At 74.1% G+C, this 24,819-nt stretch carries 16 protein-coding genes, 1 tRNA gene and 1 pseudogene; 8 read left to right on the plus strand and 10 right to left on the minus strand.

The genetic code is table 11. The annotated features are described in order from the left end of the window. A pseudogene (locus BCL65_RS08240) lies at positions 1–357 on the plus strand (hypothetical protein); the annotation flags it as partial. Here the strand turns inward: BCL65_RS08240 and BCL65_RS08245 are convergent. From BCL65_RS08245 to BCL65_RS08255, 3 genes are all read right to left on the minus strand, one after another. After that, positions 336–412, minus strand: a tRNA-Met gene (locus tag BCL65_RS08245). The pseudogene BCL65_RS08240 and the gene BCL65_RS08245 overlap by 22 nt on opposite strands. Positions 413–514: 102 nt before the next feature. Next, a complete protein-coding gene (locus tag BCL65_RS08250; RefSeq protein ID WP_106266983.1) occupies positions 515–3,550 on the minus strand; it encodes a UPF0182 family membrane protein in 3,036 nt (1,011 codons plus the stop codon). 144 nt (positions 3,551–3,694) lie between these two features. Beyond that, positions 3,695–4,891, minus strand: coding sequence for a YlbL family protein (locus BCL65_RS08255; RefSeq protein ID WP_243400953.1), 1,197 nt, complete (start codon positions 4,889–4,891; stop codon positions 3,695–3,697). A gap of 135 nt (positions 4,892–5,026) precedes the next feature. Between BCL65_RS08255 and BCL65_RS08260 the strand changes: the two genes are divergently transcribed. Further along, positions 5,027–6,496: a zinc-dependent metalloprotease gene (locus BCL65_RS08260; RefSeq protein ID WP_106266985.1), complete on the plus strand. Its 1,470-nt coding sequence runs from the start codon at positions 5,027–5,029 to the stop codon at positions 6,494–6,496. Positions 6,497–6,505: 9 nt separating this feature from the next. Here the strand turns inward: BCL65_RS08260 and BCL65_RS08265 are convergent, their stop codons facing one another. Then, positions 6,506–7,087 (minus strand): M48 metallopeptidase family protein, encoded by a 582-nt coding sequence (locus tag BCL65_RS08265; protein WP_106266987.1) that lies wholly within the window; start codon positions 7,085–7,087, stop codon positions 6,506–6,508. Between the two features lie 93 nt (positions 7,088–7,180). Between BCL65_RS08265 and BCL65_RS08270 the strand changes: the two genes are divergently transcribed. Next, positions 7,181–8,236: a ThiF family adenylyltransferase gene (locus BCL65_RS08270; protein WP_106266988.1), complete on the plus strand. Its 1,056-nt coding sequence runs from the start codon at positions 7,181–7,183 to the stop codon at positions 8,234–8,236. Positions 8,237–8,281: 45 nt separating this feature from the next. Here BCL65_RS08270 and BCL65_RS08275 read toward each other — a convergent pair whose 3' ends face one another. Continuing rightward, the gene (locus tag BCL65_RS08275; RefSeq protein WP_106266990.1) at positions 8,282–8,653 is read right to left on the minus strand and encodes a WhiB family transcriptional regulator; all 372 of its coding nucleotides are present in this window, start codon (positions 8,651–8,653) and stop codon (positions 8,282–8,284) included. A 478-nt stretch (positions 8,654–9,131) separates the two neighbouring features. Beyond that, the gene (locus tag BCL65_RS08280) at positions 9,132–11,180 is read right to left on the minus strand and encodes an ATP-dependent DNA helicase UvrD2 (RefSeq protein WP_106266992.1); all 2,049 of its coding nucleotides are present in this window, start codon (positions 11,178–11,180) and stop codon (positions 9,132–9,134) included. A gap of 60 nt (positions 11,181–11,240) precedes the next feature. On the opposite strand from BCL65_RS08280, the gene BCL65_RS08285 reads away from it, so the two are divergent. Further along, a complete protein-coding gene (locus BCL65_RS08285) occupies positions 11,241–11,507 on the plus strand; it encodes a mycoredoxin (RefSeq protein ID WP_106266994.1) in 267 nt (88 codons plus the stop codon). 12 nt (positions 11,508–11,519) lie between these two features. On the opposite strand, the gene nudC is transcribed toward BCL65_RS08285, so the two are convergent. Further along, positions 11,520–12,467 carry an NAD(+) diphosphatase gene (gene nudC / locus BCL65_RS08290; protein ID WP_106266996.1) on the minus strand — a complete coding sequence of 316 codons (948 nt, stop codon included), beginning with the start codon at positions 12,465–12,467 and terminating at the stop codon, positions 11,520–11,522. Positions 12,468–12,585: 118 nt separating this feature from the next. Here nudC and BCL65_RS08295 point away from each other — a divergent pair, with 118 nt between their 5' ends. Beyond that, positions 12,586–13,509, plus strand: a complete 924-nt coding sequence (locus BCL65_RS08295) for a phosphotransferase (RefSeq protein WP_106266997.1) — start codon at positions 12,586–12,588, stop codon at positions 13,507–13,509. A gap of 50 nt (positions 13,510–13,559) precedes the next feature. On the opposite strand, the gene BCL65_RS08300 is transcribed toward BCL65_RS08295, so the two are convergent. Together BCL65_RS08300 and BCL65_RS08305 are read right to left on the minus strand one after the other, a co-directional pair. After that, positions 13,560–17,153: an ATP-dependent DNA helicase gene (locus BCL65_RS08300; RefSeq protein ID WP_374956675.1), complete on the minus strand. Its 3,594-nt coding sequence runs from the start codon at positions 17,151–17,153 to the stop codon at positions 13,560–13,562. After that, the gene (locus BCL65_RS08305) at positions 17,150–20,494 is read right to left on the minus strand and encodes an ATP-dependent helicase (RefSeq protein ID WP_258176907.1); all 3,345 of its coding nucleotides are present in this window, start codon (positions 20,492–20,494) and stop codon (positions 17,150–17,152) included. Before BCL65_RS08305 ends, BCL65_RS08300 begins: the two co-directional genes overlap by 4 nt. A gap of 154 nt (positions 20,495–20,648) precedes the next feature. Between BCL65_RS08305 and BCL65_RS08310 the strand changes: the two genes are divergently transcribed. Then, positions 20,649–20,873, plus strand: coding sequence for a DUF3107 domain-containing protein (locus BCL65_RS08310; protein WP_106267000.1), 225 nt, complete (start codon positions 20,649–20,651; stop codon positions 20,871–20,873). 98 nt (positions 20,874–20,971) lie between these two features. Here the strand turns inward: BCL65_RS08310 and BCL65_RS08315 are convergent, their stop codons facing one another. Continuing rightward, the gene (locus BCL65_RS08315) at positions 20,972–21,742 is read right to left on the minus strand and encodes a ferritin-like fold-containing protein (RefSeq protein WP_106267002.1); all 771 of its coding nucleotides are present in this window, start codon (positions 21,740–21,742) and stop codon (positions 20,972–20,974) included. A gap of 235 nt (positions 21,743–21,977) precedes the next feature. Between BCL65_RS08315 and BCL65_RS08325 the strand changes: the two genes are divergently transcribed. Beyond that, the gene (locus BCL65_RS08325) at positions 21,978–23,645 is read left to right on the plus strand and encodes a DEAD/DEAH box helicase (RefSeq protein WP_106267006.1); all 1,668 of its coding nucleotides are present in this window, start codon (positions 21,978–21,980) and stop codon (positions 23,643–23,645) included. Between the two features lie 210 nt (positions 23,646–23,855). Continuing rightward, on the plus strand, positions 23,856–24,818 hold the full coding sequence (locus tag BCL65_RS08330; protein WP_106267008.1) for an ABC transporter substrate-binding protein: 963 nt from the start codon (positions 23,856–23,858) through the stop codon (positions 24,816–24,818). Position 24,819 lies beyond the last annotated feature (1 nt).

The following is a 24,819-nucleotide window of genomic DNA, read 5'->3' on the forward strand; positions in this document are numbered from 1 at the left end:
CCGAAAGCCGCCCCCGACCCCACCAACCGAACCGACAGCCACGACCGGCTCCGCCGCGACAAGATCGACAAGACCGGATGCGTCACCCTGCGCATCGCCGGCAAACTCCGACACATCGGCATCGGACGACCCCACGCAGGAACCCACGTCCTGCTGCTCGTCCACGACCACGACGTGCGCATCATCAACGCCGCCACCGGCGAGATCCTGCGCGAGCTCACCATCGAACTCACCCGCGACTACCAGCCACGCGGCACCACCACCACCGACACAAGACAAAGGCCCGAACCCACATTCGTGGGTCCGGGCCTTGCCGATGTCCTGAGACATCACAGTGGTAGCGGGGGCAGGATTTGAACCTGCGACCTCTGGGTTATGAGCCCAGCGAGCTACCGAGCTGCTCCACCCCGCGTCGATGTCTGCAACATTACGTCATGGATTCGGTCGAAGTCCAACCGATCCGGGCGGATGGGACGCAGGTCACAACTGCGTCCCATCCGCCCGGCGCGAGGCATCAGCCCTCGAGCTCCTCCTCGGCCGCGAGCGCCTGCTCGAGCGCCGTCTGGAGCCGCTCCTGCGCCTCGCCGTACGCAGTCCAGTCGCCGCTCTGCAGCGCCTCCTGGCTGTCCGTGAGCGCCTGGTTGGCGTCCGCCAGCGCGGCGTTCAGGCGAGCCTGCGCGTCGCCCGCCGGCGCGGCGGGCTCCTCCGTCGGCTCGGCCGGCTCGGTGGTCTCGGTCGGCTCCGGCTCGGCCGTGGGCTCCGCCGCAGGATCCGTGACCTCGTCCGTCGGGACGTCCGTCGGCACGTCGGTCTCGGCCTCGTCGGCGTCACCGGCCTGTGCACCGGAGTCACCGCCGAACACCTGGTCCAGGGCCTCGTCCAGCGTCTCGGCGTAGCCCGTCTGGTCACCGAACGCCACCAGCACTCGCCGCAGCAGCGGGAACTGCGTCCCCTCCGCCGACTGGATGTAGACCGGCTGCACGTACAGCAGGCCGCCACCCACGGGCAGCGTCAGCTGGTTGCCGCGCACCACCTCGGAGTCGCCGCGGCCCAGGATGTTGAGCTGCTCGGAGATCGTCGGGTTGGAGTTGAAGTTGTTCTGCACCTGACCCGGCCCCGGGACCGTCGAGTCCCGTGGCAGCTCGAGGAGCCTCAGCGTGCCGTACCCCTCGGCGACCTCGCCCGCCGTCGACCCCGCATCGGCGTCGGCGGCCAGGTAGCCCGTGAGGATCTCCCGGTCGGTGATCCCGCCGGGGATGAAGGTGCTCGTCAGGGAGAACGACGACTCCTCCTGCTCCGGCATCTTCAGCGTCAGGTAGTACGGGGGCTGCTTCGACGCCGCCGCCTCGGACGACGCGACCGGGTCGTCCGGGGTCACCCACTCGTCCGAGCCGGAGAACAGCTGGACCGCGTCGGTGACGTGGTAGCGCTCGAGGAGGGTGCGCTGGACCTTGAAGAAGTCCTCCGGGTAGCGCACGTGCGACATCAGGTCGCCCGAGATCTCCTCCATCGGCCGCAGCGAGTCCGGGAACACCTGGCTCCACGCCTTGAGCAGCGGGTCCTCGGCGTCCCAGGCGTAGAGCGTGACCGTGCCGTCGTACGCGTCGACCGTCGCCTTGACCGAGTTGCGGATGTAGTTGACCTCGGGAGGCAGGTCCACGGGAACGCCCTGGGCGGCCAGGGTGAGGGAGTCCGTGGTCGCCTCCTGCATCGGCGCGGACGTCGAGTAGGGGTAGGCGTCCGTGGTCGTGTAGGCGTCCACGATCCACTTCACTCGACCGTCGACGACCGCGGGGTAGACCTTGTTGTCCAGGGTGAGCCACGGCGCGACCTTGGCCACGCGCTCCTGCGGGTCGCGGTCGTAGAGGATCTGCGACTCCTCGGTGACACGGTCGGAGAAGAAGATCTGCTCGTCGCCGAACTTCAGGGCGTAGAGCAGCTTCTCCAGGAACGTCCCGATCTCCGGGCCGGCCGAGGTCTCGTCGGTCGGGAACTCGTAGAGCACCTGGCGGCCGCCCTCGTCGTCCGCCTGGTAGTCCAGCTCCCAGCCGTCGGTGTTCTCCGGGGCCCCCACGATGGAGTACTCCGGCGCCTCCGGGCTGAAGTAGATCCGCGGCTCGTAGCCGTCCGAGAACATCTCGGTCAGCGCGCCCTCGGTGGGGATCCCGCCCTCGAAGAAGGCGGGCTGGCCGTCCGGGCCGGGCTGGTTGCCGTAGGCCGCGACCACGCCGAAGCCGTGCGTGTACACCGTGTGGTCGTTGATCCAGTTGCGGTCGGCGAGCCCGTCCAGGTTCAGCTCGCGCACCGCGATCACGGTGTCGCGGGACTCGCCGTCGATGTCGTACCGGTCCACGGACAGGTTCTCCGTGAAGTTGTAGAACTGCTTGTTCTGCTGGAGCTGGCGGAACGACGGGCTGACGACCTGCGGGTCCAGCAGGCGCACCGACGCCGTCGTCTCGGCGTCGTCCCGGAGCTGGCCCTCGGCCGCCTCCGTGGTCGCGTCGTACTGCTCGGACTGGACGTCGTCGATCGCGAACGCGTCGAGCGTGGCGTCGATGTTGCGCTGGATGTAGGGGGCCTCGAGGGACTGGGCGTTCGGGTCCACCTGGAAGCGCTGGACGATCGACGGGTAGATGCCGCCGATCGCGATCGCCGAGACGACCATCAGGCCGACACCGATCGCGGGCAGGCGCCACGTGTCGCGGAACGCCGCCACCACGAAGAGGGCGGCGACCAGCACGGCCACGCCCATCAGGATCTCCTTGGAGGGGATCACGGCGTGCACGTCGGTGTACGAGGCGCCGTCGTAGCGCTCGTTGGAGTTGGTCAGGATGCTGTAACGGTCGAGCCAGTAGTTCGCGCCGATGAGCAGCATCAGCACGGCGCCGAGCACCGCCAAATGGATGCGGGCCGCCGTCGTGGTCCGGGGCGTCCCGGCCGGCAGCGAACCGATCCGCAGGCCGCCGTAGAGGTAGTGGGTCACCACCGCGGCGATGGCCGAGATGACCACGACCGCCATGAGGAAGCTGACGGCGAAACGCACCACCGGGAGCGTGAAGACGTAGAACCCGATGTCGATGCCGAACTCGGGGTCGGTCTCACCGAAGGACTGGCCGTTCAGGGCGAGCATCACGGTGCGCCACTGCGACGACGCCGCGACGCCCGCGAAGAAGCCGATCACCACCGGCGCGGCGTACGTGACGAGCTTGCGCAGCGGCTCCACGGCCTCGCGGTACTGGTCGAGCGTGGCCTGCTCCGGTGTCGACGGCGCGTAGACCGGTCGCGACCGGTAGCCGATCGTGAACGAGCTGTAGACGGCCGCGCCCATGAGCAGGAAGGCGACCAGGAACAGCACGACCCGGGCGATCCACTGCGTCCACACCACGTTGGCGTAGCCGACCTGCGTGAACCACAGGACCTCGGTCCAGAAGGTCGCCAGGAAGATGAGGGCGGCGACGAGGACCGCCAGGATCACGACCGTGATCAGCAGCGGGCTCCGACGCCTCGCTGCTGGCGGTCCGTCCGGTCGTCGGGGTGGGGCGAAGGACACGGTGCGGGCACCTCATTCGTGCTCGGGACGGGACACGTGCAGGCACGCAGGGACGTCAGGACAACGTTCGAACGTCTGCCCAGGTTCCCACGATTCCGACACACGGGGGCACCCGAGCCCTCACGAACCGGTCACGATCCCGCGTCAGGAGCAGCGCGGCAGGTCCTGCCCCTCGCCGGCGCCGATCGCCTCCATCGCCGCCCGCGCCTCGGCGAGCGTGCTGACCGACACCACCTCGAGACCCTCGGGCTCCTGGCCGACCACCTCGGGACAGTTGTCCGCCGGGGCGAGGAACCACTCGGCGCCGTCGCGCTGCGCGCCGTACATCTTCTGGCCGATGCCGCCGATGGGGCCCACCCGCCCGTCGACGTCCATGGTGCCCGTCCCGGCGACGACCGCCCCGGCCAGCTCGTCCTCCGGCGTCATGAGGTCCACGATGCCCAGGGCGAACATGGTGCCCGCGCTCGGCCCGCCGATGTCCTCGATCTGGATCGTGACGTCCACCGGGAAGTCGTAGACCGGGTCGATGAGCACGCCGAGGAGCGCACGGCCGTCGCCCTCCCCCGTCGTGACCGTCAGGTCGACCGGCTCGCCCGCCCGCTCCACGCCGAGGACGACGTCGTCGCCCGGGGTGACGTCGTCGAGCACGGCGAGCAGCTCCGGATAGCTCTCCAGGGGCTCACCGTCCATCGACACGATGACGTCGTCGGGCTCGACCACGCCCTCCGCGCCCGTGCCCTCCGCGGCGGCCACGACCGTCATGGTGGTCGGCACCTCGTACCCGAGCTCCGTGAGGGCGGCCACGGTCGCGGACTCCTGCGAGCTGATCATCTGGGCCTGGCCCTGCTCCTGCTGCTCCTCGGGCGTGACCGGCTCGGGGAAGATGAGCTCCACCGGCTGCACCGAGCGCTCGACCGACGACCAGCCCCACAGGACGTCGCCCATCAGCACGTCGCCACCGGGCCCGCCGTACACCGAGACCGTGGTGAGGCGCAGCTCGCCCGAGGCCGGGTACGTCTCGGCACCGGAGATCTCGATCAACGGCATCTCCGTCGCGCTCTGCCCGGCGCCCTGCTCCTGCACGCCCAGGGTGTCCTCCGTCGGCCCCGGGGTGCGGACCGCGTAGGGCGTCGGCAGCACGAGGAGCACCGCGGCGACGACGGCGGTCACCAGCAACGACACGACCAGCGTCACCGAGCGGCGGGACGTCGGGCGGTGCCGGATCCGGGGGTCGTGGCCGTCCGCGTCGTCCGTGCCCGCCACGGCGCGGTCCTCGGGCAGCGGGTGCGCCTGGGCGTGCCCGTACAGCTCGGCCGGATGATGGCTGCGATCGAAGCTCACCGGCCCATCATCGCCGATCCACGGGCGACCGGTGCGCCGTGAGCGAACGACGGAACTCGGCACCGCGCGTCGTCGTCGGTCATGGATACCGTGAGCGTGCGGTGGATGCCGCACCGGAAGGAGCCGAGGACTGCGATGAGCGACCTGCCCGACGACCCCGACGAGCGCGAGCGCGCGCTGCGTGACGCCCTGCACGGCATCTTCGGCGAGCGGACCGACGAGGTGCTCGGCCAGATGCGCTCCCAGGGCCTCGACCCGGCCGCGCTGATGGGCGGGGTCGCCCCCGACCCCGCCACCATGCAGCACCTCATGGACCAGCTCCAGCGCCTGTTCACCTCCGGCGAGGGACCGGTGAACACCCAGGTGGCGCACGACCTGGCCCGCCAGGTCGCGGTGGCCGAGGGAGACCCGTCGCTGACCGGTGCCCAGGGCCGGTCGGCGCAGGAGGCCCTCAGCGTGGCGGAGCTGTGGCTCGACGCCGCGACCGACCTTCCGCCGTCGGGCGGGCCGGCCCGCGCCTGGAGCCGCAGCGAGTGGGTCGAGGCGACGCTGCCGGCTTGGCAGCAGCTCGTCGCACCCGTGGCGGCCTCGGCGGCCGACGCCCTCGCCACCGTGCTCGGTGACCAGGTCGGCGACGGCGACATGTCCGGCCTCGATCTGCCCGGGATGCCGGTGTTCCCCGGCGGGAGCCTGGGCGACCTGGACCCGGCGACCATGATGCGCAGCCTCGGGTCGGCGGTCTACGGCATGCAGGTCGGCCAGGCCGCGGGCACCCTGTCCCGCGAGGTCTTCGGCGCGACGGACGTGGGCGTGCCGCTGCTCTCGGAGCCCGCCACCGTGCTGGTCCCGACGAACGTGCGTGCCTTCGCCGACGGCCTCGACTCGCCGTTCGACGAGGTCCAGCTGTACATGGCGGTGCGCGAGGCCGCCCACGCCCGGCTGTTCGTGCACGTGCCGTGGCTGCGGGCACACCTGCACGCTCTCGTCGAGCAGTACGCCCGTGGCATCACGATCGACCTCGACGCCCTCGAGGCGCAGGTCCGCGACATCGACATGGCCGACCCGGAGTCGCTGCGCGGCGCCCTGTCGGGGGACGTCTTCGGCCTGCACAACACCGCCGAGCAGCAGGCGACGCTGCTGCGCCTGGAGACGGCCCTGGCGCTCGTCGAGGGCTGGGTCTCCGAGGTCGCCGCCACCGCGTCCCTGCCGCACCTGCCGCACTCGGTGCCGCTGCGCGAGATGATCCGCCGGCGCCGGGCCGCCGGAGGCCCCGCCGAGCAGACGTTCAAGTCGCTCGTGGGCCTCGAGCTGCGGCCCCGTCGCTCGCGCGACGCCGCGGCGCTGTTCGCCCACCTGCTCGCGACCGGCGGCCCGGAGGCGCGCGACGCGGTCTGGGACCACCCGGACCTGCTGCCCGGCACCGAGGACCTGGACGACCCGCCGGGCTACGCCGCGCGCCGGGCCGCCCAGGCGGACGAGCAGGCGGACGTGGACGCCGCGCTCGCCCAGATCTTCTCGGAGTCGACCGAGAGCGAAGAGCCCGGGGACGCCTCGCCGGGCGAGGAGCCCGGGACGGACGAGGGTGCGCCCGGCGACGGGAGGTAGCCGGGTCCGTCAGGTGGCGGACGAACCGGAGTCGGCGTCGTCGTCCCGCGAGCCGTCGGTGGTGAACGCCACGCCCTCGAGGAACCCGCGCGCCCGGTCGGTGCGCGGGTAGGCCTCGAGCAGCCGCCAGAAGTCAGGCCCGTGGCCGGCGTGCAGCAGGTGCGCGAGCTCGTGCAGCAGCACGTAGTCGATGACCCACTCGGGCATGCCCTGCAAGCGGGTGGAGAGCCGGATCGAGCCGTCCACCAGCGTGCACGAGCCCCAGCGACGCTCCTGGTTGGTGACCCACCGCACGCTCGTCGCGTGCGCGCGGCCGTCGAGGTACTTGTCGGACAGCTCGCGCGCCCGGTCCACGAGCTCCTCGTCCGACGGGCGGCGGCGACGTTCCTTGTCCTCGAGGCGCGCCACCATCTTCTCGACCCACTCGCGCTCCTGGGCACGCGAGAAGCGCGCGGGGATGGCCACGACGGTGCGGTCACCGTCGCGGTACGCGCTGACCGTCGCGGTCCGACGACGGCTCCGCCGGACCTCGACGGTCGGCATGGTGTCGTGGGCCACACCATGACCATACCGGGATTGCGTCAAGGGCATGTCGGGACACTCCGACGGCCCAGTTCGCAGGCCTTTCCACAGCCCTGTGGACGGCGTCGGCGCGGCCAGGTGCGGCCGTGTCATCGTGCCGCCATGGCGTCCTCGAGCACGTCCCCCGAACCGGCTGCTCTCCGGCTGCGCCCCGGCGCGCCGGTGCTCGGCCGCGGCCCGGGCGAGGTCCAGCTCGGTACCGACAGCCGCTGGTCGCTGGTGCTGTCCGGCCTCGCCGACGCCGAGACGCGCTGGCTCACGGCGTCGGCCACGACGCAGCACGCCTCCCTCGAACGCACCGCGGCGCGGCACCGCGTCGACGACGAGCGCCGTCGCGAGATCGGGACGCTCCTCGCCGACTGCGGGTTCCTCGTGCCGTCGCCGCGACGCACGCCCGACGTGCTCGCCACGGCCGGGGGCGCCGCGGACGCCCCGGTCCTCGGCGCCCTGCTGCCCGACGGCGGAGGCATGGTCACGCTCGCCCGGCGAGCCGTGCGGAGGGTGGGTGTGAGCGGGCTGGGCCGGATCGGCGCGATGCTCGCCGCCCATCTGGCCACCGCAGGCGTCGGCACGCTCGTGCTCGACGACGACTCGCCCGTCCAGGTGACCGATCTCGGGACCGGCACCTACCGCCAGACCGACGTCGGCCACCGGCGCGCTGCACGGCTCGAGGCGGCGCTGGGGGCCAGGTACCCGCGCACGGCGTGGGCCCGGACCTGGCACGCGGACGCCCTGCCCGACGTCGTCGTGGCGGTGTGCGACCGCGTCGTCCGCCCCGAGACGTTCACGCTCCTCATGAGCGCCGGCATCCCCCACCTGCCGGTCGTCGTCGGGGAGGCCGACGTCACGCTGGGCCCCTTCGTCCTGCCGGGGAGCACCGCGTGCACGGCCTGCTGGCACCGGCACGCCACCGACGCCGACGAGCGCTGGCCGGAGCTGGTCGACCAGCTCGCGGACCTCCCCGCGGCCCCCGGCCAGGAGACGGTGCTGTCCGTCACGGCGGCCGCCCTCGCGGCAGGTCAGGTGCTGGCCCACCTCGACGGCACCCGGCCGGCGACCGCCGGCGCCGTGCTGGAGGTGACGCTGCCCGAGGCGGTCGCACGCACCCGGCCGGTCGAGGCGCACCCGGCCTGCCCCTGCACCGTCCCGCCGAGGTAGCACGATGCCCCACGAGGTAGCACCTCGTGGGGCATCGATCGATGGTCAGGCCGCGGCCTGGTCGGTCTTGCGGGGACGGCCACGACCCCGCTTGCGGGCGACGACGACGCCGTCGACGAAGACCTCGCCGCCCCAGACGCCCCAGGGCTCCGAGCGCTCGAGAGCACCGGCCAGGCAGCCGGACTGCAGCGGGCAGGCACGGCAGAGCGCCTTGGCACGCTCCACCTGGTCGGTGTGCTCGGCGAACCAGAGCTCGGGGTCGTTGGTGCGGCAGGGCAGGAGGGCCGCGAACTGTCGCTCGAGCTCGGCCGCCTCCTCGGGGGTCTGTGCCACCGGTTGGTGGGGGGTCCAGCGACTGGTGCCACCGGCGGGGGCAGCGTCGAGCAGCCGCTCGTCCAACAGCTGTGCGAGACGCACGATGTTCCTCCGTCAGGTCCTGGGTGTGGTGTGAACGTCGGTGTTCAGGACCTGCGGACGGCCCTCTGGTGTCAGAGGGACGGATCGTCCGGCCGATGAGGGCCGATTCCCGGTGGGGAAAAGACGAAGGCCGCGGGTCCTGGTGGACTCCGCGGCCTGGACCGGTCAGTGGACCGGATGTCTCCAGGGTGCGGAGTCGGGTGCGAGATCGACGAGGGCTGCCCCAGCGCCGGGACGCGTACGAACGCGGAAGGCCGGCACGAGCGTGGTCGGGACAGAGTTCTTCCCCGTCGCGATCCCGGTGCCGCCTGTCAGCTGCGTGGTGATGATGTTCATCGTCGTGCCCACCTCCTTCGTCATCTCGGGCCTCTGCCTCTCGGCAGGTGCCGCTCCAACTCGGTCATGACGAGCATAGACGGCTCGGCCGCGCTCGCCACATCTTTTTCCCAACTTTTTCGGAGAACTTCCTCCGGGGCTCTCAGTCCCTCTCCGCAGCGCTCTCGACGAGGGTGATGAGGGTCGGTCCGTACCGGTCGATCTTGGCCGGACCGATGCCGTTGATCCGCGCCAGCTGGGCCGTCGAGGTGGGGCGCAGCTCGGCGATGGCAGCGAGCGTCGCGTCACCGAGCACCGTGTAGGCGGGCTTGTCGGTCTCCCGCGCCACCGACAGGCGCCACTCGCGCAGCGCGTCGAAGAGCTCGACGTCCGCGTGCCCGGTCAGCTGGGCCCGCGCCTGGCCGCGCTGCGCGCGTCCCGTGCCGGTGCGCCCGCGCCCCCTGCCGTCGTCGGGCCAGATGCCGTCGAGGAACCGGGTGCGCTTGCGCGTCGCGCGACCGCCGGGGTTGCGCGAGCGCGCGTAGGAGATGTCGAGGTGCTCGCGCGCCCGCGTGATGCCGACGTAGAGCAGGCGGCGCTCCTCGGCGACGCCCTCGTCCGTCTCGGCGAGAGAGATCGGCATGAGCCCCTCGTTCATGCCGGCGAGGAAGACGGCGTCCCACTCGAGCCCCTTCGCCGCGTGCAGGGACGCGAGGGTCACGCCGTCGACCGTCGGCGCGTGCTGGGCGGACGCCCGCTCGGCGAGCTCGTCGACCAGACCCTGCAGGGTGGCGGGAGCGTCCTCGGAGGCAGCGGCCGCCAGGTCGTCGGCGAGGCCCACCAGGGCCTGCATCGCCTCCCAGCGCTCACGGGTCGCACCCCGGGCCGCCGGCGGCTTCTCCGCCCACCCCGCCGAGAGCAGGACGTCGCGGACCTGCTCGGGCATCGGCTGGTCCGGGTCGGACGACCTGGCGGCGCCCCGCAGCAGCACGACGGCGTCCCGCACGTCCCGGCGCTGGAAGAACCGGGCGCCGCCGCGGACTTGGTAGCTCACGCCGGCGTCCGACAGGGCGGACTCGAACGCCGCCGACTGGGCGTTGGTGCGGTACAGCACCGCGATCTCGCTGGGCCGCACCCCGTCGGCGACGAGCCGCGCCGCCCGGGCGGCGATCCCCGCGGCCTCGGCCTCGTCGTCGTCGTAGGTCGTGAAGGACACCGGCGGGCCGGCCGGACGCTGCGCCACCAGCTCGAGCGCACCGGTGACGCGGCCGCGCCGCAGGACGTCGTTGGCGAGGTGCACCACCTGTGGCGTCGAGCGGTAGTCCCGGACGAGCCGCACGACCTGGGCGTCGCGGTACGTGCGCGTGAAGTCCAGCAGGTAGTGCGGGGTCGCCCCGGTGAAGGAGTAGATGGTCTGCGAGGGGTCGCCCACGACGCAGAGCTCCTGGCGCCCGCCGAGCCACTGGTCGAGGAGGAAGTGCTGCAACGGCGAGACGTCCTGGAACTCGTCCACCACGAAGTGCCGGTACTGCGAGCGCACCTGGTCGCCGATGTGCGGGTGCGAGCCGAGCATGTCGGCCAGCATGAGGAGCACGTCCTCGAAGTCGATGACGCCGCGCTCGGTCTTGACGTCCTCGTAGGCGGCGACGAGCCGCGCCACCGTCTGGTGGTCGAACCCCGACGGCGCCGGCCGGTCGTCCGCGGCGGCCGCCTTGACGTAGTCCTCCGCCGTCACGAGGGAGACCTTGGCCCACTCGACCTCGCTCGAGAGGTCGCGCACGGCCACCCGGTCGACGCTGGCACCGATGCGGCGTGCCGCCTCGGCCACCGCGGGCGCCTTGTGCTCGAGGATCTGCGGCGGCGCGCCGCCGACCACGCGCGGCCAGAAGTAGCCGAGCTGCCGCAGCGCCGCCGCGTGGAAGGTGCGCGCCTGCACCCCGGCGACGCCGAGCTCGCGCAGCCGGGTGCGCATCTCGCCCGCGGCCCGCGCGGTGAACGTCACGGCGAGGACCGACGTCGGGGGGTACGCGCCCGTCCGCACGCCGTACGCGATGCGGTGCGTGATGGCCCGGGTCTTGCCGGTCCCTGCGCCCGCGAGCACGCACACGGGACCGGCCAGGGCCAGCGCGACCTCGCGCTGCTCGGGGTCCAGCGCGTCGAGGATCGCGTCGGGATGAAGCGGGGCGCCCGGGGAGTTGGTCAGTACTGGCATCGTCTGCGATTGTCGCAGGCGTCCCCGACACGCACGCAGCACCATCCACAGGAGGCTCGCATGACCGCCCGTCCCGCCCTGCCGGACCTCGGCACCGTCACCATGTACTCGACCGCCTGGTGCGGCTACTGCCGCCGGCTCCGCACCCAGCTGGACTCCGCGGGCATCGGCTACACGGTGATCGACATCGAGGAGCAGCCGGAGACGGCGGAGTACGTCGAGCAGGTCAACGGTGGCAACCGGACGGTGCCGACGGTCGTCTTCCCGGACGGCTCGGCGGCGACCAACCCCTCCCTGGCGGACGTCAAGGCGGCCCTGGACCGCTGAGCGCCGGCCGGGTTACCAGGAGCCCGGCAGCCCTTCGCCGTACCACTCCTCGATGAGCGCACGGGCGATCGAGTGCCGTCCCGGCAGGCTGACCTCGCCGGCGGACGCCGCGGCGGCCAGCTCCGCCCGGGTGAACCACCGCGCCTCCGTGACCTCCTCGTCGTCGGTCTGGACGGCCGTCCCCACGGCGCGCGCCCGGAAGCCGAGCATCAGGGAGGCAGGGAACGGCCACGCCTGGCTGCCGCGGTAGACGACGTCGCCGGGTGCGGTGCCGACCACCACCCCCGTCTCCTCCGCCACCTCGCGGCGCACCGTGTCCTCGAGACCCTCGCCGGCCTCCACGAATCCCGCGAGCGTGGAGAACCGCCCCTCGGGCCACGTCGCCGCGTGCCCCAGCAGCAGCCGGTCCGCGTCGTCGACGACGGCCATGATGACGGCCGGGTCGGTACGCGGGTACGTCTCGCGCGCGTCGACCGGGCAGTGGCGCGCCCAGCCCGCCTGGACGACGGCGGTCGGCTCGCCGCAGCGCCCGCAGCGGCGGTGCGTCGCGTGCCAGCCTGCGAGCGCGACCGCCTCCACCGCCAGCCCGTGGACCAGCCGGGCAGCGAGGTCGCCGGCCGCGAGCGCGTCGACCTGCCCCTGGGCGACGTCACGCAGACCCGCCCAGCTCTGCGCACCGGCCGGCGGCGGCGGGTCGTCGGTCTCCGGCAGGACGAGCGCGAGGTGCGCCGCGCCGTCGGACTCCCCCAGGAACAACCACAGTCCGTCGGGCAACCCGGCGGCCGGGAGCAGCGCGGCACGCGGAGCCTCGTGCCCGACGACGGCGAGCCGCCCGCGATGGACCACCAGCACACCGGTGGTCGGGTCGTCCCGCAGTGCCGCCACCAGGTCCGGCTCGGCGCGGCGGTGCGCGGCGCGGTCGTGGGCGGCACGGGAGAAGGGCAGGTCGAGAGGGTGCACGGCACGACGCTACGTCACCTCTTCTCCGGCGGCGCCGGTCCGTCGAGTGCGGGCGGGCCGCCGGACACGCCCGGCGACGCAGCGCGGCAGGGGCCCGCGGCCGCACTACGGTGGGCACGTGCCCCGCAGCCAGCTCGCCCTCGCCGCGTTGTCGACGGCCGCCGTCCCCGGCCTCGACGCCCGGACCGTGCGGCGCGAGGACGTGCCCGGTGACTACGACGTCGCGGTCGTCACGACGGGTTCCGGCGAGGAGTGGATGGTGCGGGCGCCGACCACCGCGCTGGCCGGTGCCGCTCTCGAGGCCGAGATCGAGCTGCTGGAGTCGCTCCACCTCTACGTCGACGCCGGTGTGCTGCCGTTCACCGTCCCGCGGCTCGCCGGCTCGGCCCTGCTGCCCGAGGGTGGGCGTGCCGTCGTCCACGAACGGCTGGGCGGTGCACCCCTGGACATCTCGGCGCTGCGGCCCGGGCCCGGTCTGGCGGCCGACCTCGGGCGGACCCTCGCGGCGGTCCACGAGCTGCCCGCCGCCGTCGTCGAGGCGTGCGGCCTGCCGTCCTACACCTCCGCCGAGTACCGCGAGCGCCGGCTCGTGGAGCTCGACGAGGCCGCCGCGACCCGGCGCGTCCCCCGCGACCTGCTGCGCCGCTGGGAGACGGCGCTGGAGGACGTGAGCCTGTGGCGGTTCCAGCCCGTGGTGGTGCACGGCGATCTCGCCCCGGACCAGGTGCTCGTCTCGGGCAACCGGGTGACCAGCATCAGCGGCTGGTCCGACGCCCGGGTCGCGGACCCCGCGGACGACCTCGCCTGGCTGCTCGCCGCCGCCCCGCCGGAGTGCGTGGACGCGATCATGGAGGCCTATCAGCTCCGGCGGACCGAGCTCACCGACCCACGCCTCGTGGACCGCGCGCTGCTGGTGAGCGAGCTGGCGCTCGCGCGATGGCTCATGCACGGCGTGCGGCGTCGGCTCCCCGAGGTCGTCGCCGACGCCGAGTCGATGCTGGCGGACCTGGACGAAGCGACCCGCGAGGACACCCCCGCCTGAACCGCAGCCTCAGGCGTGAGTGCACCGTCTGGGTCAGGGCGCGCCGCGGCCTATGCGCCCCTGACGAGCGCCTCCAGCCCCGCCTCGTCGAGCAGCTCGGCGGGCCGCACCGTCGTCCCGGAGGCCACGTACACGAACGCAGCGCTCACCTTCTCCACGGGCAGGCCCGTCCAGCGGGCCCAGGCGAGCCGGTACGCGGCGAGCTGCACCTCGCGCTGGGCGCGGTCGTCCGGGTCGCGCGGCTCGCGGCCCGTCTTCCAGTCGACGACGACGACGGCGAGCGGCTCGCCGGGTGCGGGCGGCGGCACGTCGGGATCGACGAAGACGGCATCCATGCGGGAGCGCACCATCACGCCACCGATGGGCGTCTCGACGTCCTGCTCGATCGCCACCGGCGTCAGGCCGGCCCACGGGGTCTGCTCGAACCGGGCGCGCAGGTCCGACAGCGCCAGGTCGGTCGCGACGTCGAGCTCGTCCGCACCCGGCAGGTCCTCGACGTCCATGAGCGAGGCCGACGAGTAGAACTGCTCGACCCAGGCGTGGAACAGGGTGCCGCGACGCGCGTGCACGGTCGGCTCGCTCGGGACCGGGCGGCGTAGCTGCCGGGCGAACGCCTCGCGGTCCCGAGCGAGCCGGACCAGCCCGGACGCCGAGACGTGCGCGGGCATCTCGACCGTCGGCTCGTCGCGCTCACCGCGCTCGGCCAGCAGGATCGCGGCCAGCTCGACGAGGTCGTGCTCGGCGCCGTCGAGCAGGACACCGTCGGGCGGGACCGTGCCCGCACGGACCGCCTCGTGCACCCGGGCAGCGGTCTCGCGCAGGATGTCACGCGGGCTCGGCGCGGCACCCGCGGCGCCACTCTCGGCGCTCGCCGGGTCCGGTTGCTGTGCGGGCCAGACGTCCGTCCGGTCGTGGTCGTCGCGCGGGTTGGAGGTCTCGGCGTCGGGTGCCGGCACCCAGCCGGCGGGGTCGACGAGCCCGGCCTCCGCGAGCTCCGTGAGGAACGGAGAGACGCGCCGCGGCCGGGAGCCCGTGCCCCACCAGTGCGCGGTGCAGAGGAGCTCGCGGCGCGCACGCGTGAACGCCACGTAGGCCAGGCGGCGCTCCTCCGCGAGCTGGTGCGCTCCGCAGTCGAGCCGGAACTCGTCGCGTCGGGCGACCAGGTCCTTGGTGTCGGTGGCGGCGTCGAACCGGAAGACCGGCAGGTCGTGGGCGTCCCCGCGCAGGTGGTACGGCAGCTCGCCGAGGCCGGTGAGCCAGCCGCTGCTCGTGCGGCCCTTCGACGTCTCCGCCTGCGTGGGGAAGACCCCGTCGACCAGTCCTGGCACGGCGACCACGTCCCACTCCAGGCCCTTGGCGGCGTGCGCCGTGATGACCTGGACCGCGTCGGGGTCGGGCTCGCGGACGGGCATGTCGAGCCCGCGCTCCTGGTCGTCGGCGACGCCCAGCCAGGCGAGGAACGCGCCGAGCGTCGCGACGTCGGCGGACTGGGCGAAGCTCGCGGCGACGTCACGGAAGGCGTCGAGGTGCTCGCGCCCCCGACGGCTGATCCCCTCGGCGGCGGGCGCCCCGCCCGGTCCGGTGGCGACGGCGCCGGCCAGGATCTCGGCGGTCGTCACCTCGACGTCCAGGCCCAGCGCACGCTCGGCGGCGACCACCAGCTCAGGCAGCGAGAGGTACGTCAGCGACCGCAGCTCGCGGAGCAGCCGGGCGAGCGCCGTCAGCCGGGTGCGCCCGTCGGGTGTGAGGACCCGGCCGTCCCGGGCGGGACGGCCCGGCTGGGGCAGGTCGTCGAGCGCGTCGACGATCGACCGGTGGTCGACGACGTCGCCCTCGACCACCGGCGCCTGCTCCTCGTCGAGGTCCGGCTCGTCCGCGGGGGCTGCGGTGTCGGCGGCAGACCGAGGGCGGGGTGCGTCGCGCCGTGCGAGGTCGGCCGCCCACGAGCCGAGGGCGTGGAGGTCGGCGGCACCGAGGTTGACCCGCGGGCCGGTGAGCAGCCTCAGCAGCGAGTCGCCGCGGGAGGGGTCGTGCACCGCCTCGAGCAGCGCGACGACGTCCACCACCTCGGGCGTCGTGAGGAGCCCGCCGAGGCCGACGACCTCCACCGGCAGCCCGCGCCGGCGCAGCGCCGTCTCCAGGGCGGCGAACTGGGAGCGGGCGCGGCACAGCACCGCGGCGGTGACCCGGTCCGCGGCGTCGGGCCGGGTGGCACGCCGCCACCGGGCCGCCACGAAGTCCGCGACGGCCTCCGCCTCCTCCTCCAGCGTGGTGGCCACGTGCGCCGTCACCGACCCGCTCCCCGCGCCCGGACGCAGGTCGAGCGGCGGCACCTGGACCGCCGTCGTCGCGCCCGCCACCTCGCGCAGCGGTGCCGAGGCGATGTTGGCCGCGGCCAGCACCGCGGCGTCGTTGCGCCACGACGTGCTGAGGTAGCGCACGGCCGCAGCCGCGCCGTCGGCGTGGCGGAACCGCTCGGGGAACCGGGACAACCCCGACGCCGAGGCACCACGCCAGCCGTAGATCGACTGGTGCGGGTCCCCGACGGCGGTCACGGCGTGGCCCGCGCTGAACAGCCCGGCGAGCAGCTCGACCTGGGCGAACGACGTGTCCTGGTACTCGTCGAGCAGCACCACGCGGTACCGGGCGCGTTCCGCGGCACCGACGGCGGGGACGGTGCGGGCCAGCTCGGCGGCGAGCGACACCTGGTCGCCGAAGTCGAGGGAGTCGCTGTGCCGCTTCCGGCGCCGGTACTCGGCGACGAGCCCGAGCAGCCTCGACCGTTCGGCCACCGAGCCGACGAGCTGGTCGACGTCCTTGGTGCGGGCGCGCTGCTTCGGTCCGAGCGGCAGCTCGTCGAGGCGTTCGACGACGTCGTCCAGCGCCGCACGGGCCGCGTCGACGTCCAGCAGGTGCTCGCCGAGGGCTCCGGACAGGGACAGCACCGCACCGACGACGGTGCTCACGGCCTTGTCGGTGCCGAGGTCGCCGTCCCACGACTCCACGACCTCTGCCGCGAGCTGCCACTGGTTGGCCTCGCCCAGCAGCCGGGAACCGGGTTCGACGCCGAGGCGCAGCCCGTGGTCCGCGACCAGCGAGGCCGCGTACGCGTTGTAGGTCGCCACGGTGGGGCGGGACAGCAGGTCCAGGTCGCCCGCCGACCGGCCCTGGGCGCGCGCGAGCTGCCCGAGCCTCGACTGCACGCGCGAGGAGAGCTCCCCGGCGGCCTTGCGGGTGAACGTCAGCCCGAGGACCTCCTCGGGCTCCACCAGCTCGTTGGCGATGAGCCAGACGACGCGTGCCGCCATCGTCTCCGTCTTGCCCGACCCGGCGCCGGCGACGACGAGCACCGGCTCGAGCGGAGCCTCGATGACCGCGACCTGCTCGTCCGTGGGGGCCGGCCGGCCGAGCAGGTCCGCGATGTCGCGCGCCGAGAGCCGTGGCCGCGCCGCGCCCGCGACGGCGTCACCCGCCGTGCCACGGTCGGTGCCCGGCTCGTCGAGCTCCGGGAACCCGAGCCGGAGGCTGCGCGCCTCGTTCCCGAGCGCCGCCCAGTCGACGCCGCCGAGCAGGTCCGCGCCGTGCTCGACGTCGCCCGGGTCCCCGGTGCCGCGCGCCGGTTCCGGCGCCTGCGGGGTGGTCACGAGATCACGCTCCGTCCTTCAGCCTGCACGGGGCAGCTGCGCCGCACGGGGCACATGCCGCACAGGTCGTTCTCCCGCGCGACGAAGGCCGAGGCCGCCATCCTGTCCGCGGCCTGCTCGACGAGCGACCGTGCCCAGCTCGAACCGTCCGCTCCGGGCTCCAGGGCGCCCTGCCCGCGCACCGACGGACCCTTGGTCGGGGTGCCGACGAACACGAGTCGTGCGCCGGCGCTGCGCGTGCCCTCCGGCAGGTCGAGCGCTCCGCCCTCCACCGCGAGCTGATAGGCGCCGAGCTGCGGGTTCTCCGCCGCCTTGTCCTTCGACGGCGCGGTCCGGCCGGTCTTGAGGTCCGCGACGGTCACCGCGTCCTCGCCGTCGGCCTCGACCCGGTCGATCTTGCCGCGCAGCCGGGCCCGGCCGAGCGTCAGGTCGAAGGCCGGCTCCACGAGCACCGGCTCCCCGGCGTCCTGGTAGTAGTCGGCCAGGCGAGCGACCATCTCCTCGGCGCGACGGCGCAGCTGACGGCTGGGCCAGCCCTCCGGCAGGGCGAGCTCGGGCCACCGGCGGTCGAGCTCGGCCCGCAGCACGCTCAGCGAGCCCTCCGGGTGCTCCTCCGCGATGCTGTGCACGAGCGTCCCGAGCGTCTGGTGGGTGGCGTCGGGCGCCGTCCCGCCGGCCGACTCGAAGGCCCACCGCAGCGCACAGGTGGTGACCGTGTCGACCTTGGACGGCGAGACGACGACCTCGTCCTGCGGTCCCCACAGCGGCGCCTCGCTGGAGGTTTCCGCCACGCCGTACCAGGTGCGGGGATCGGCCTCCGGCACGCCGGCCTCGGCGAGCCGCGCCAGCAGCGCGGCGGCGGTCCCGGAGCGCGCGTCCGTCCCGCCGTCGGCCGTTCGATCGTCCGATCGCGGCGGCACGCCGACCGACGCTCCTCGCGGGCCGGCGAGGAGCGCCGTCGCGGACCGCACCAGCTCCGCGCGCGCGGCGGCCACGACGCCGCGGAGGTCGAGCGGAGGCCCGACCGGGACCCGTCGCGGGTCTGGCCCCTCGGCGGCGTCGTCGTCGCGGGGCGAGACGAGGTCGCAGAAGACCGACGGGCTGTCCTCGGCGTCCTCGACGGCCGTGACGAGCAGCCGGCGGCTCGGCCGGGACACGGCGACGGCGAACGCCCGCAGCTCGTCCGCGAGCACCTGGGCCCGGGCCTCCTTGCCGACGCCGTGAGCGTCCTGCGCGCGGCCTGCGAGCAGCTCGACCAGGGCCTGCGACCCGAGCAGCGAGTCGCGCAGCCGCAGGTCGGGCCAGACGCCGTCCTGGACACCGGCCACCACCACCACCTCCCACTCGCGCCCGGCGGCGCCGGCCGGCGTGAGCGCCTCGACGGCGCGAGCGCCGCTGGCCGCGGCGGCGAGGGAGTCGGCGGGGAGGTCTTGCGAGGCGAGGTAGTCCACGAAGGCCGCCACCGACGCGCCCGGCATACGCTCGACGTACGTCTCGGCCGCGCGGAAGAGCGCGAGCACGGCGTCGAGGTCGCGGTCCGCCCGCACGCCTGCCGGCCCGCCGGCCAGCGCCAGGTCACGCCACCGTTCGGCCAGGCCGGTCGCTTCCCAGACGGACCAGAGCACCGTCTGCGCCGTCGCGCCGGCGACGTCCGCCGCCTCGCGACCCGCGGCCAGCACCCGCGCGACCGCGACCGGGCCGCGGCGGACGGTGGACGGCAGCGTCGCCGCCCGTGCCGGGTCGGCCAGGACCTCGACGAGCAGCGCGTCCGAGGACCGCCCACCGCCGCCGGACAGCTCCTCGGCGCGCAGGGCACGGCGCAACCGGCGCAGGGACACCGCGTCGAGACCACCGATCGGCGACGTGAGCAGCAGCGCCGCGGTCTCGGCGTCCAGGCCCGGCATCGGTTCCGCCGCCGGGCGGTCGCCGTCCGGCAGCTCGGCCAGCATCCGGTCGAGCCCGCTCGGGGCTGCGCAGACCCGCAGGGCCGCGAGCAGGGGGACGACGGCGGGCTCGTCGCGCAGCGGCACGTCCGAGCCGAGGAGGGCCACCGGGACCGAGGCGGCGACGAGGTCACGGCGCAGCGCGGCGAGCCGGTCGCCGCTGCGTGCGAGCACCGCCATGCGTTCCCAGGGCGTGCCGTGCAGCAGGTGCTCGGCTCGCAGCTCACGGGCGATGTAGGCCGCCTCCTGGGCGGTGCCCGCGAGGACGGCGACCTCGGCCCGGGCCCCACGGGCCTCGACGGCGGACGGGTCGCCGTCCGGCCGGGGTGCTGCGCCGCGGTGCAACGCTCCCGACACCGTGGCGACGCGCGACGTGATCGCCCGCGTGACCTCGCGCAGCCGCTCCGGCTGGCGCCAGGCCGTCTGCAGCACGACGGTGCGGGCGTCGAACGCGCCGGTCTCGCCGGGGCGGGCGGCGGCGCGGCCGACCAGCGCCGGGGCCGCACCACGGAATCCCTGCACCGCCGCGTCGGGGTCGGCGAGGAGCACCAGCCGCGCCCCGGCGTCGTGCATCGCCCCGAGCAGCCGCGCCGTCGCGACCGTCGACTCCTGGTGGTCGTCCACGACCACCAGGTCCCACGTCGGTGCGGCAGCGCCGGGCACGTCCCACGTGGCCAGCGCGTGGGCGGCTTCGTCGACCACGACGGCCGGGTCGTAGCGTGCCCCCGCGTCGGGCGTGCCCAGCCGCAGCGCGGTGACGTCGAGGTACTCCTCGTAGAGGCGAGCGGCCAGGCGCCACTCGGGGCGCTCGTGGCGGCGGCCGAGCTCGTCCAGGTCGACGGGGGCCAGGCCACGCTCGGCGGCGCGCATCAGCAGGTCACGCAGCTCCTGGCGCAGCCCGCGCAGACCGAGCGACTCCTCGGGCAACCCGTCCGGCAGCGGAAGCGGCGTCCCCTCACCGGCCAGGTGACCCGCCAGGAGCTCCGCGAGCACGAGGTCCTGCTCGGGGCCGGAGACCAGCGTGGGTGGCGGCTCGCCGAGGGCAGCCGCGCGCGTGCGCAGCACCGAGAACGCCGCCGAGGCGGCCGTGCGCACCATCGGTGCGCCGATCGTCCGCCCGGCACCGGCGGCGACCTCGTCACGGAGCCGAGCGGCCGACCGGCGCGTGGCAGCGAGGACGAGGACGCGCGACGGGTCGGTGCCGGACGCGATCGCCCGCACGGCGACCTCCCGGGCCACCGTCGTCTTGCCGGACCCCGGAGCACCCACCACCAGCGTCGCCGGTCCGCGGAGCGCCGTCGCCACCGCCGTCTCCTGCGACTCGTCCAGCACGACGGCGGCCCCGGCGGTCTGCGCAGGGGCCGGCGGCACGAGGCGGACGGTCGCGGTGGCTGTCACGGGTGCGATTCGACCACGAGCCACCGACATGCTCCGTCACCTGTGCGTTCACCCTGCGCGGACGATGCCACCCGGAGCCGCGGCCGTGCATAGGATCGTGGCAGCCCGTCCATCCGGTGCCGCAGGCCGCGGCGCCACGCGCGAAGGAGTCAACGTGGAGATCACGATCGGTGTGCAGAACCTGAGCCGCGAGCTGGTCGTCGAGACCGACCAGACCGCCGAGGACGTCGCCAAGGCGGTCCGCAAGGCACTCGACGGGGCTCCCGCGCTCGAGCTCAAGGACGCCAAGGGCCGGCTGATCATCGTGCCGTCGGCCACCATCGGATACGTCGAGATCGGCAGCGGCGAGCAGCGCCCGGTCGGCTTCGGGAGCCTCTGAGGCGTCGAGCCCCGACCGGCGCAGCACGACGGCGGCCCGGCGGTCCCTGGTCCTGGCGGCCCGGCGACCGCCGGGCCGCCGTCGTCGGGGTCGTCGCGCTACGCGGCGAGCCGCATGCGGTCCATCCGGCGCGTGTGCTCCCCCGTGAGCCGCGCGACCAGCCAGGACCGCACCGCGACCTCCGTGTCCGAGCTCGCGGTGTCCCGGCCTGCCGGCAGCTCCGCACCCAGCCGGGTGGCCGCCTCCGCGGCCAGCACGACCAGCTGCGGTCGCCGGCCGAGCAGCGCGGTCACGACGCCGAGCGCCTCGCCGACGACGCGCCGGCCCCACAGCGCGAGCCGCGAGGCGAGCACCTCGTCAGCCGCCGCCATGCGGGCCAGCAGCCAGATCGCCTCGGCGTCCGCCCCGGCGTCGGCCCCCGCCTCCGGACCCGGCGCGGGCCGCTCGAGGACCTTGCGCACCGCCCGGCCGCTCGAACCGTCGAGGCCGCCCGCCAGGATGCGGCAGAAGTCCTGCGCGACGCCGTGGCCGACGACCCCCTTGAGGAGACCCTCGGCCCAGTCGTCCGTGTCCGTCCGCGCGTCGAAGTCGGCGAGCGCGTCCTCGAAGGGCGCCATGACGGTGGCGCCCACCACGCCGGGCACGACGCCGTCGTCGGCGCTCACGAGCGCGAACAGCGCGCGCTGCCGTGCGAGCGCCCGGTCGGCGCCGTCGGCCAGCGCCTGCCGGGTCGCGAGGTCCGGCGCGTCCACGGAGCGCGCCGCCAGCAGGCCGAACTCCGCGAGCTCGGTGTAGGCGGCGAGCCCCACGAGCTCGACGACCGGTGCGGGGACGGTGGGGTCGACGCCGGCGGCGGTGCGGGGGCTCATCACCGAACCAGGATAGGCGGCGACGTGACCGACGCCTCCCGCCGGTCGGTGTGCGTTCCGATACGATGGTGTGGTACTTCGGTTGCCCGGTCGTCTCGATGCTGACCCGCCGCGCTCACCGCGCGATGTACTTCCGCGATCGGCTGCCGACCACCTCGGCGCAGCGTGCGACCCGCGGCAGGCCCTCTGGGCAGCCCTCGCGGTCCGTCGCGCCGACGACAAGCGAAGGCATCACGTGACCACCACAGACATCACCCCGGACGGCGCCGCAGGGGCCCCGGCCGGCGACCAGCCGCCCGCCGACGTCGACTACTCGTCGGCCTCGGCCATCCAGGCCCAGGACGTCAGCTTCGCCGACTTCGGCGTGCGCGAGGAGATCGTCCGCGCGCTCAGCGACTCCGGCATCACGCACCCGTTCCCCATCCAGGCCATGACCCTCCCGGTCGCGCTCCAGGGCCACGACATCATCGGCCAGGCCAAGACCGGTACGGGCAAGACCCTCGGGTTCGGCGTGCCGCTCCTGCACCGCGTGGTCGCGCCGGGCGAGCCCGGGTTCGACGAGCTCCCCGCGCCGGGCAAGCCGCAGGCCCTCGTCGTCGCGCCGACCCGCGAGCTCGCCTCGCAGGTGGCCCGCGACCTGGAGACCGCGTCGAAGCACCGCAACGTGCGGATCGTGCAGATCTACGGCGGCCGCGCGTACGAGCCGCAGATCGAGACCCTGAACACCGGCGTCGAGGTCGTGGTGGGCACGCCCGGCCGCATGGTCGACCTGCTCAACCAGGGACACCTCAACCTCACCCGCGCCGCGACCGTGGTGCTCGACGAGGCGGACGAGATGCTCGACCTCGGGTTCCTGCCCGACGTCGAGAAGATCCTGTCCCGCACGCCCGCCGTGCGCCACACCATGCTCTTCTCCGCGACCATGCCCGGTCCCGTCGTCTCCATGGCCCGTCGCTACATGTCCCAGCCGACGCACATCCGTGCGGCCGACCCGGACGACGAGGGCGCGACGGTCAAGAACACGCGCCAGGTGGTCTACCGCGCGCACGCCCTGGACAAGGTCGAGGTGCTGGCCCGCATCCTCCAGGCGGAGGGTCGCGGCCGCACCATCGTGTTCGCCCGCACCAAGCGCACCGCGGCCAAGGTGTCCGACGAGCTGCGCACCCGCGGGTTCGCCGCCGGCGCGATCCACGGCGACCTCGGCCAGGGCGCCCGTGAGCAGGCCCTGCGGGCGCTGCGGCACGGCAACATCGACGTGCTCGTCGCGACCGACGTCGCGGCCCGCGGCATCGACGTCACGGACGTGACGCACGTGGTCAACTACCAGTGCCCCGAGGACGAGCGCACCTACCTGCACCGCATCGGCCGCACCGGTCGCGCGGGCAACAAGGGCACCGCGATCACCTTCGTCGACTGGGACGACGTCCCGCGGTGGCAGATGATCGACCGCACGCTGGACCTCGGCCACCCCGAGCCGGTGGAGACCTACTCGTCCTCGCCGCACCTGTTCAGCGACCTCGGCATCCCCGAGGGGACCAAGGGCCGGCTGCCGAAGGGCGCCCAGAAGCTCGGCGGACTCGACGCGGAGGAGCTCGAGGACCTCGGGGAGACCGGCAAGCGCACGGCGGGCGGGCGCGACGGCGGACGCGGCGGTCAGGGCCGCGGTGGCCAGGGCGGGCGCGACGGCGGACGCGGCGGTCAGGGCCGTGGATCGCAGGGACGTGGCGGCCGTTCCGGTGAGGCTCGCCGGTCGGAGGGCCAGCGCTCGGACGGCCAGCGGTCCGACGGCGCGGCACGGCCGGACGACAAGCCTGCGGCCGGCGAGGGCTCCGGCGAGGGACAGCGCCGTCGTCGGCGGCGCCGCCGCACCAGCAACGGCTCCACGTCGGCTGACGGCGCGTAGTCTCCGCACCGGCGACGCGGCGTGCCGCGCACCCGCCTGACGCCCAGGTGGCCGAAGGGCCCGGACCGACTGGTCCGGGCCCTTCGTCGTGCGGGGACCTGATGACCGCGACGTCACGAACATGTTACTTATACGTGTTACATCTAGACGTGCATGGCCAGCCTATGTAACTTGCGTTACACCAGGTCCACTCGACGAGGAGCAGCCACCATGCACAGCACTCCCCCCGCCCGCCGCACGATCGCCGCCGTAGCGGTGGCCCTCACCGCCCTGACCGCCGGCTGCTCGACCGCCGCCACGACGGCGGAACCCGCGGCAGGGACCACCACCCCCGAGGCCCGCGAGGTGGTCGGCGTCGAGATCGCCGTCGACCCGGAGGCCCGGGCACTGGTGCCCGAGACCTTCCTCGACAGCGGAACCGTCCGGGTCGCGACCGACGTGCCGTACCCGCCGTTCGAGATGTACGAGGACGAGGGCTCCGACGTGATCACCGGTCTCGACTACGACCTCGGCCAGGCGATCGGCGCCGTGCTGGGCCTGGAGTTCGCCTTCGAGGCGCAGAAGTTCGACGGCATCATCCCGGCGATCCAGGCCGGCAAGTACGACATCACCATCTCGGCGATGACGGACACGGTCGAGCGCCAGGGTGCGCTGACGTTCGTCGACTACTCCGCGTCCGGCACCGGGATGCTCGTCGCGGACGGCAACCCGGAGGGCATCGAGACCTACACCGACCTGTGCGGGCTGCCCGTCGGGGTCCAGAGCGGGACCCAGCAGGTCGACCTCGTCGAGAGCTGGGCGGCCGAGTGCGAGGACCTGGGTGCGGAGCCCGTCGACCTCAAGCAGTACCCCAAGGACTCCGACGCCCAGCTCGCCATCAGCAGCGGCGCCGTCGTGGCGTCGCTCCTCACGAAGCCGGCCGCGGGCTACGTCGCCAAGACCGCCGGCGACGGCGCCACGTTCGACAGCATCGACGACCCGGCGGCACCCAACGGCTACGGCGCCACCCCCAACGGCATCGGGGTGTCCAACACGACGCCCGAGCTGGCCGAGGCGATCCAGGTCGCGCTGCAGTCCCTCATCGACGACGGCACCTACGAGGTGATCCTCGACAAGTACGGCCTCACCGGCATCGCCGTCGACGAGGCCACCATCAACGGCGCCGAGTCCTGAC

The organism is Isoptericola halotolerans, assembly GCF_003003075.1.
GTDB classification, from domain to species: domain Bacteria; phylum Actinomycetota; class Actinomycetes; order Actinomycetales; family Cellulomonadaceae; genus Isoptericola; species Isoptericola halotolerans_A.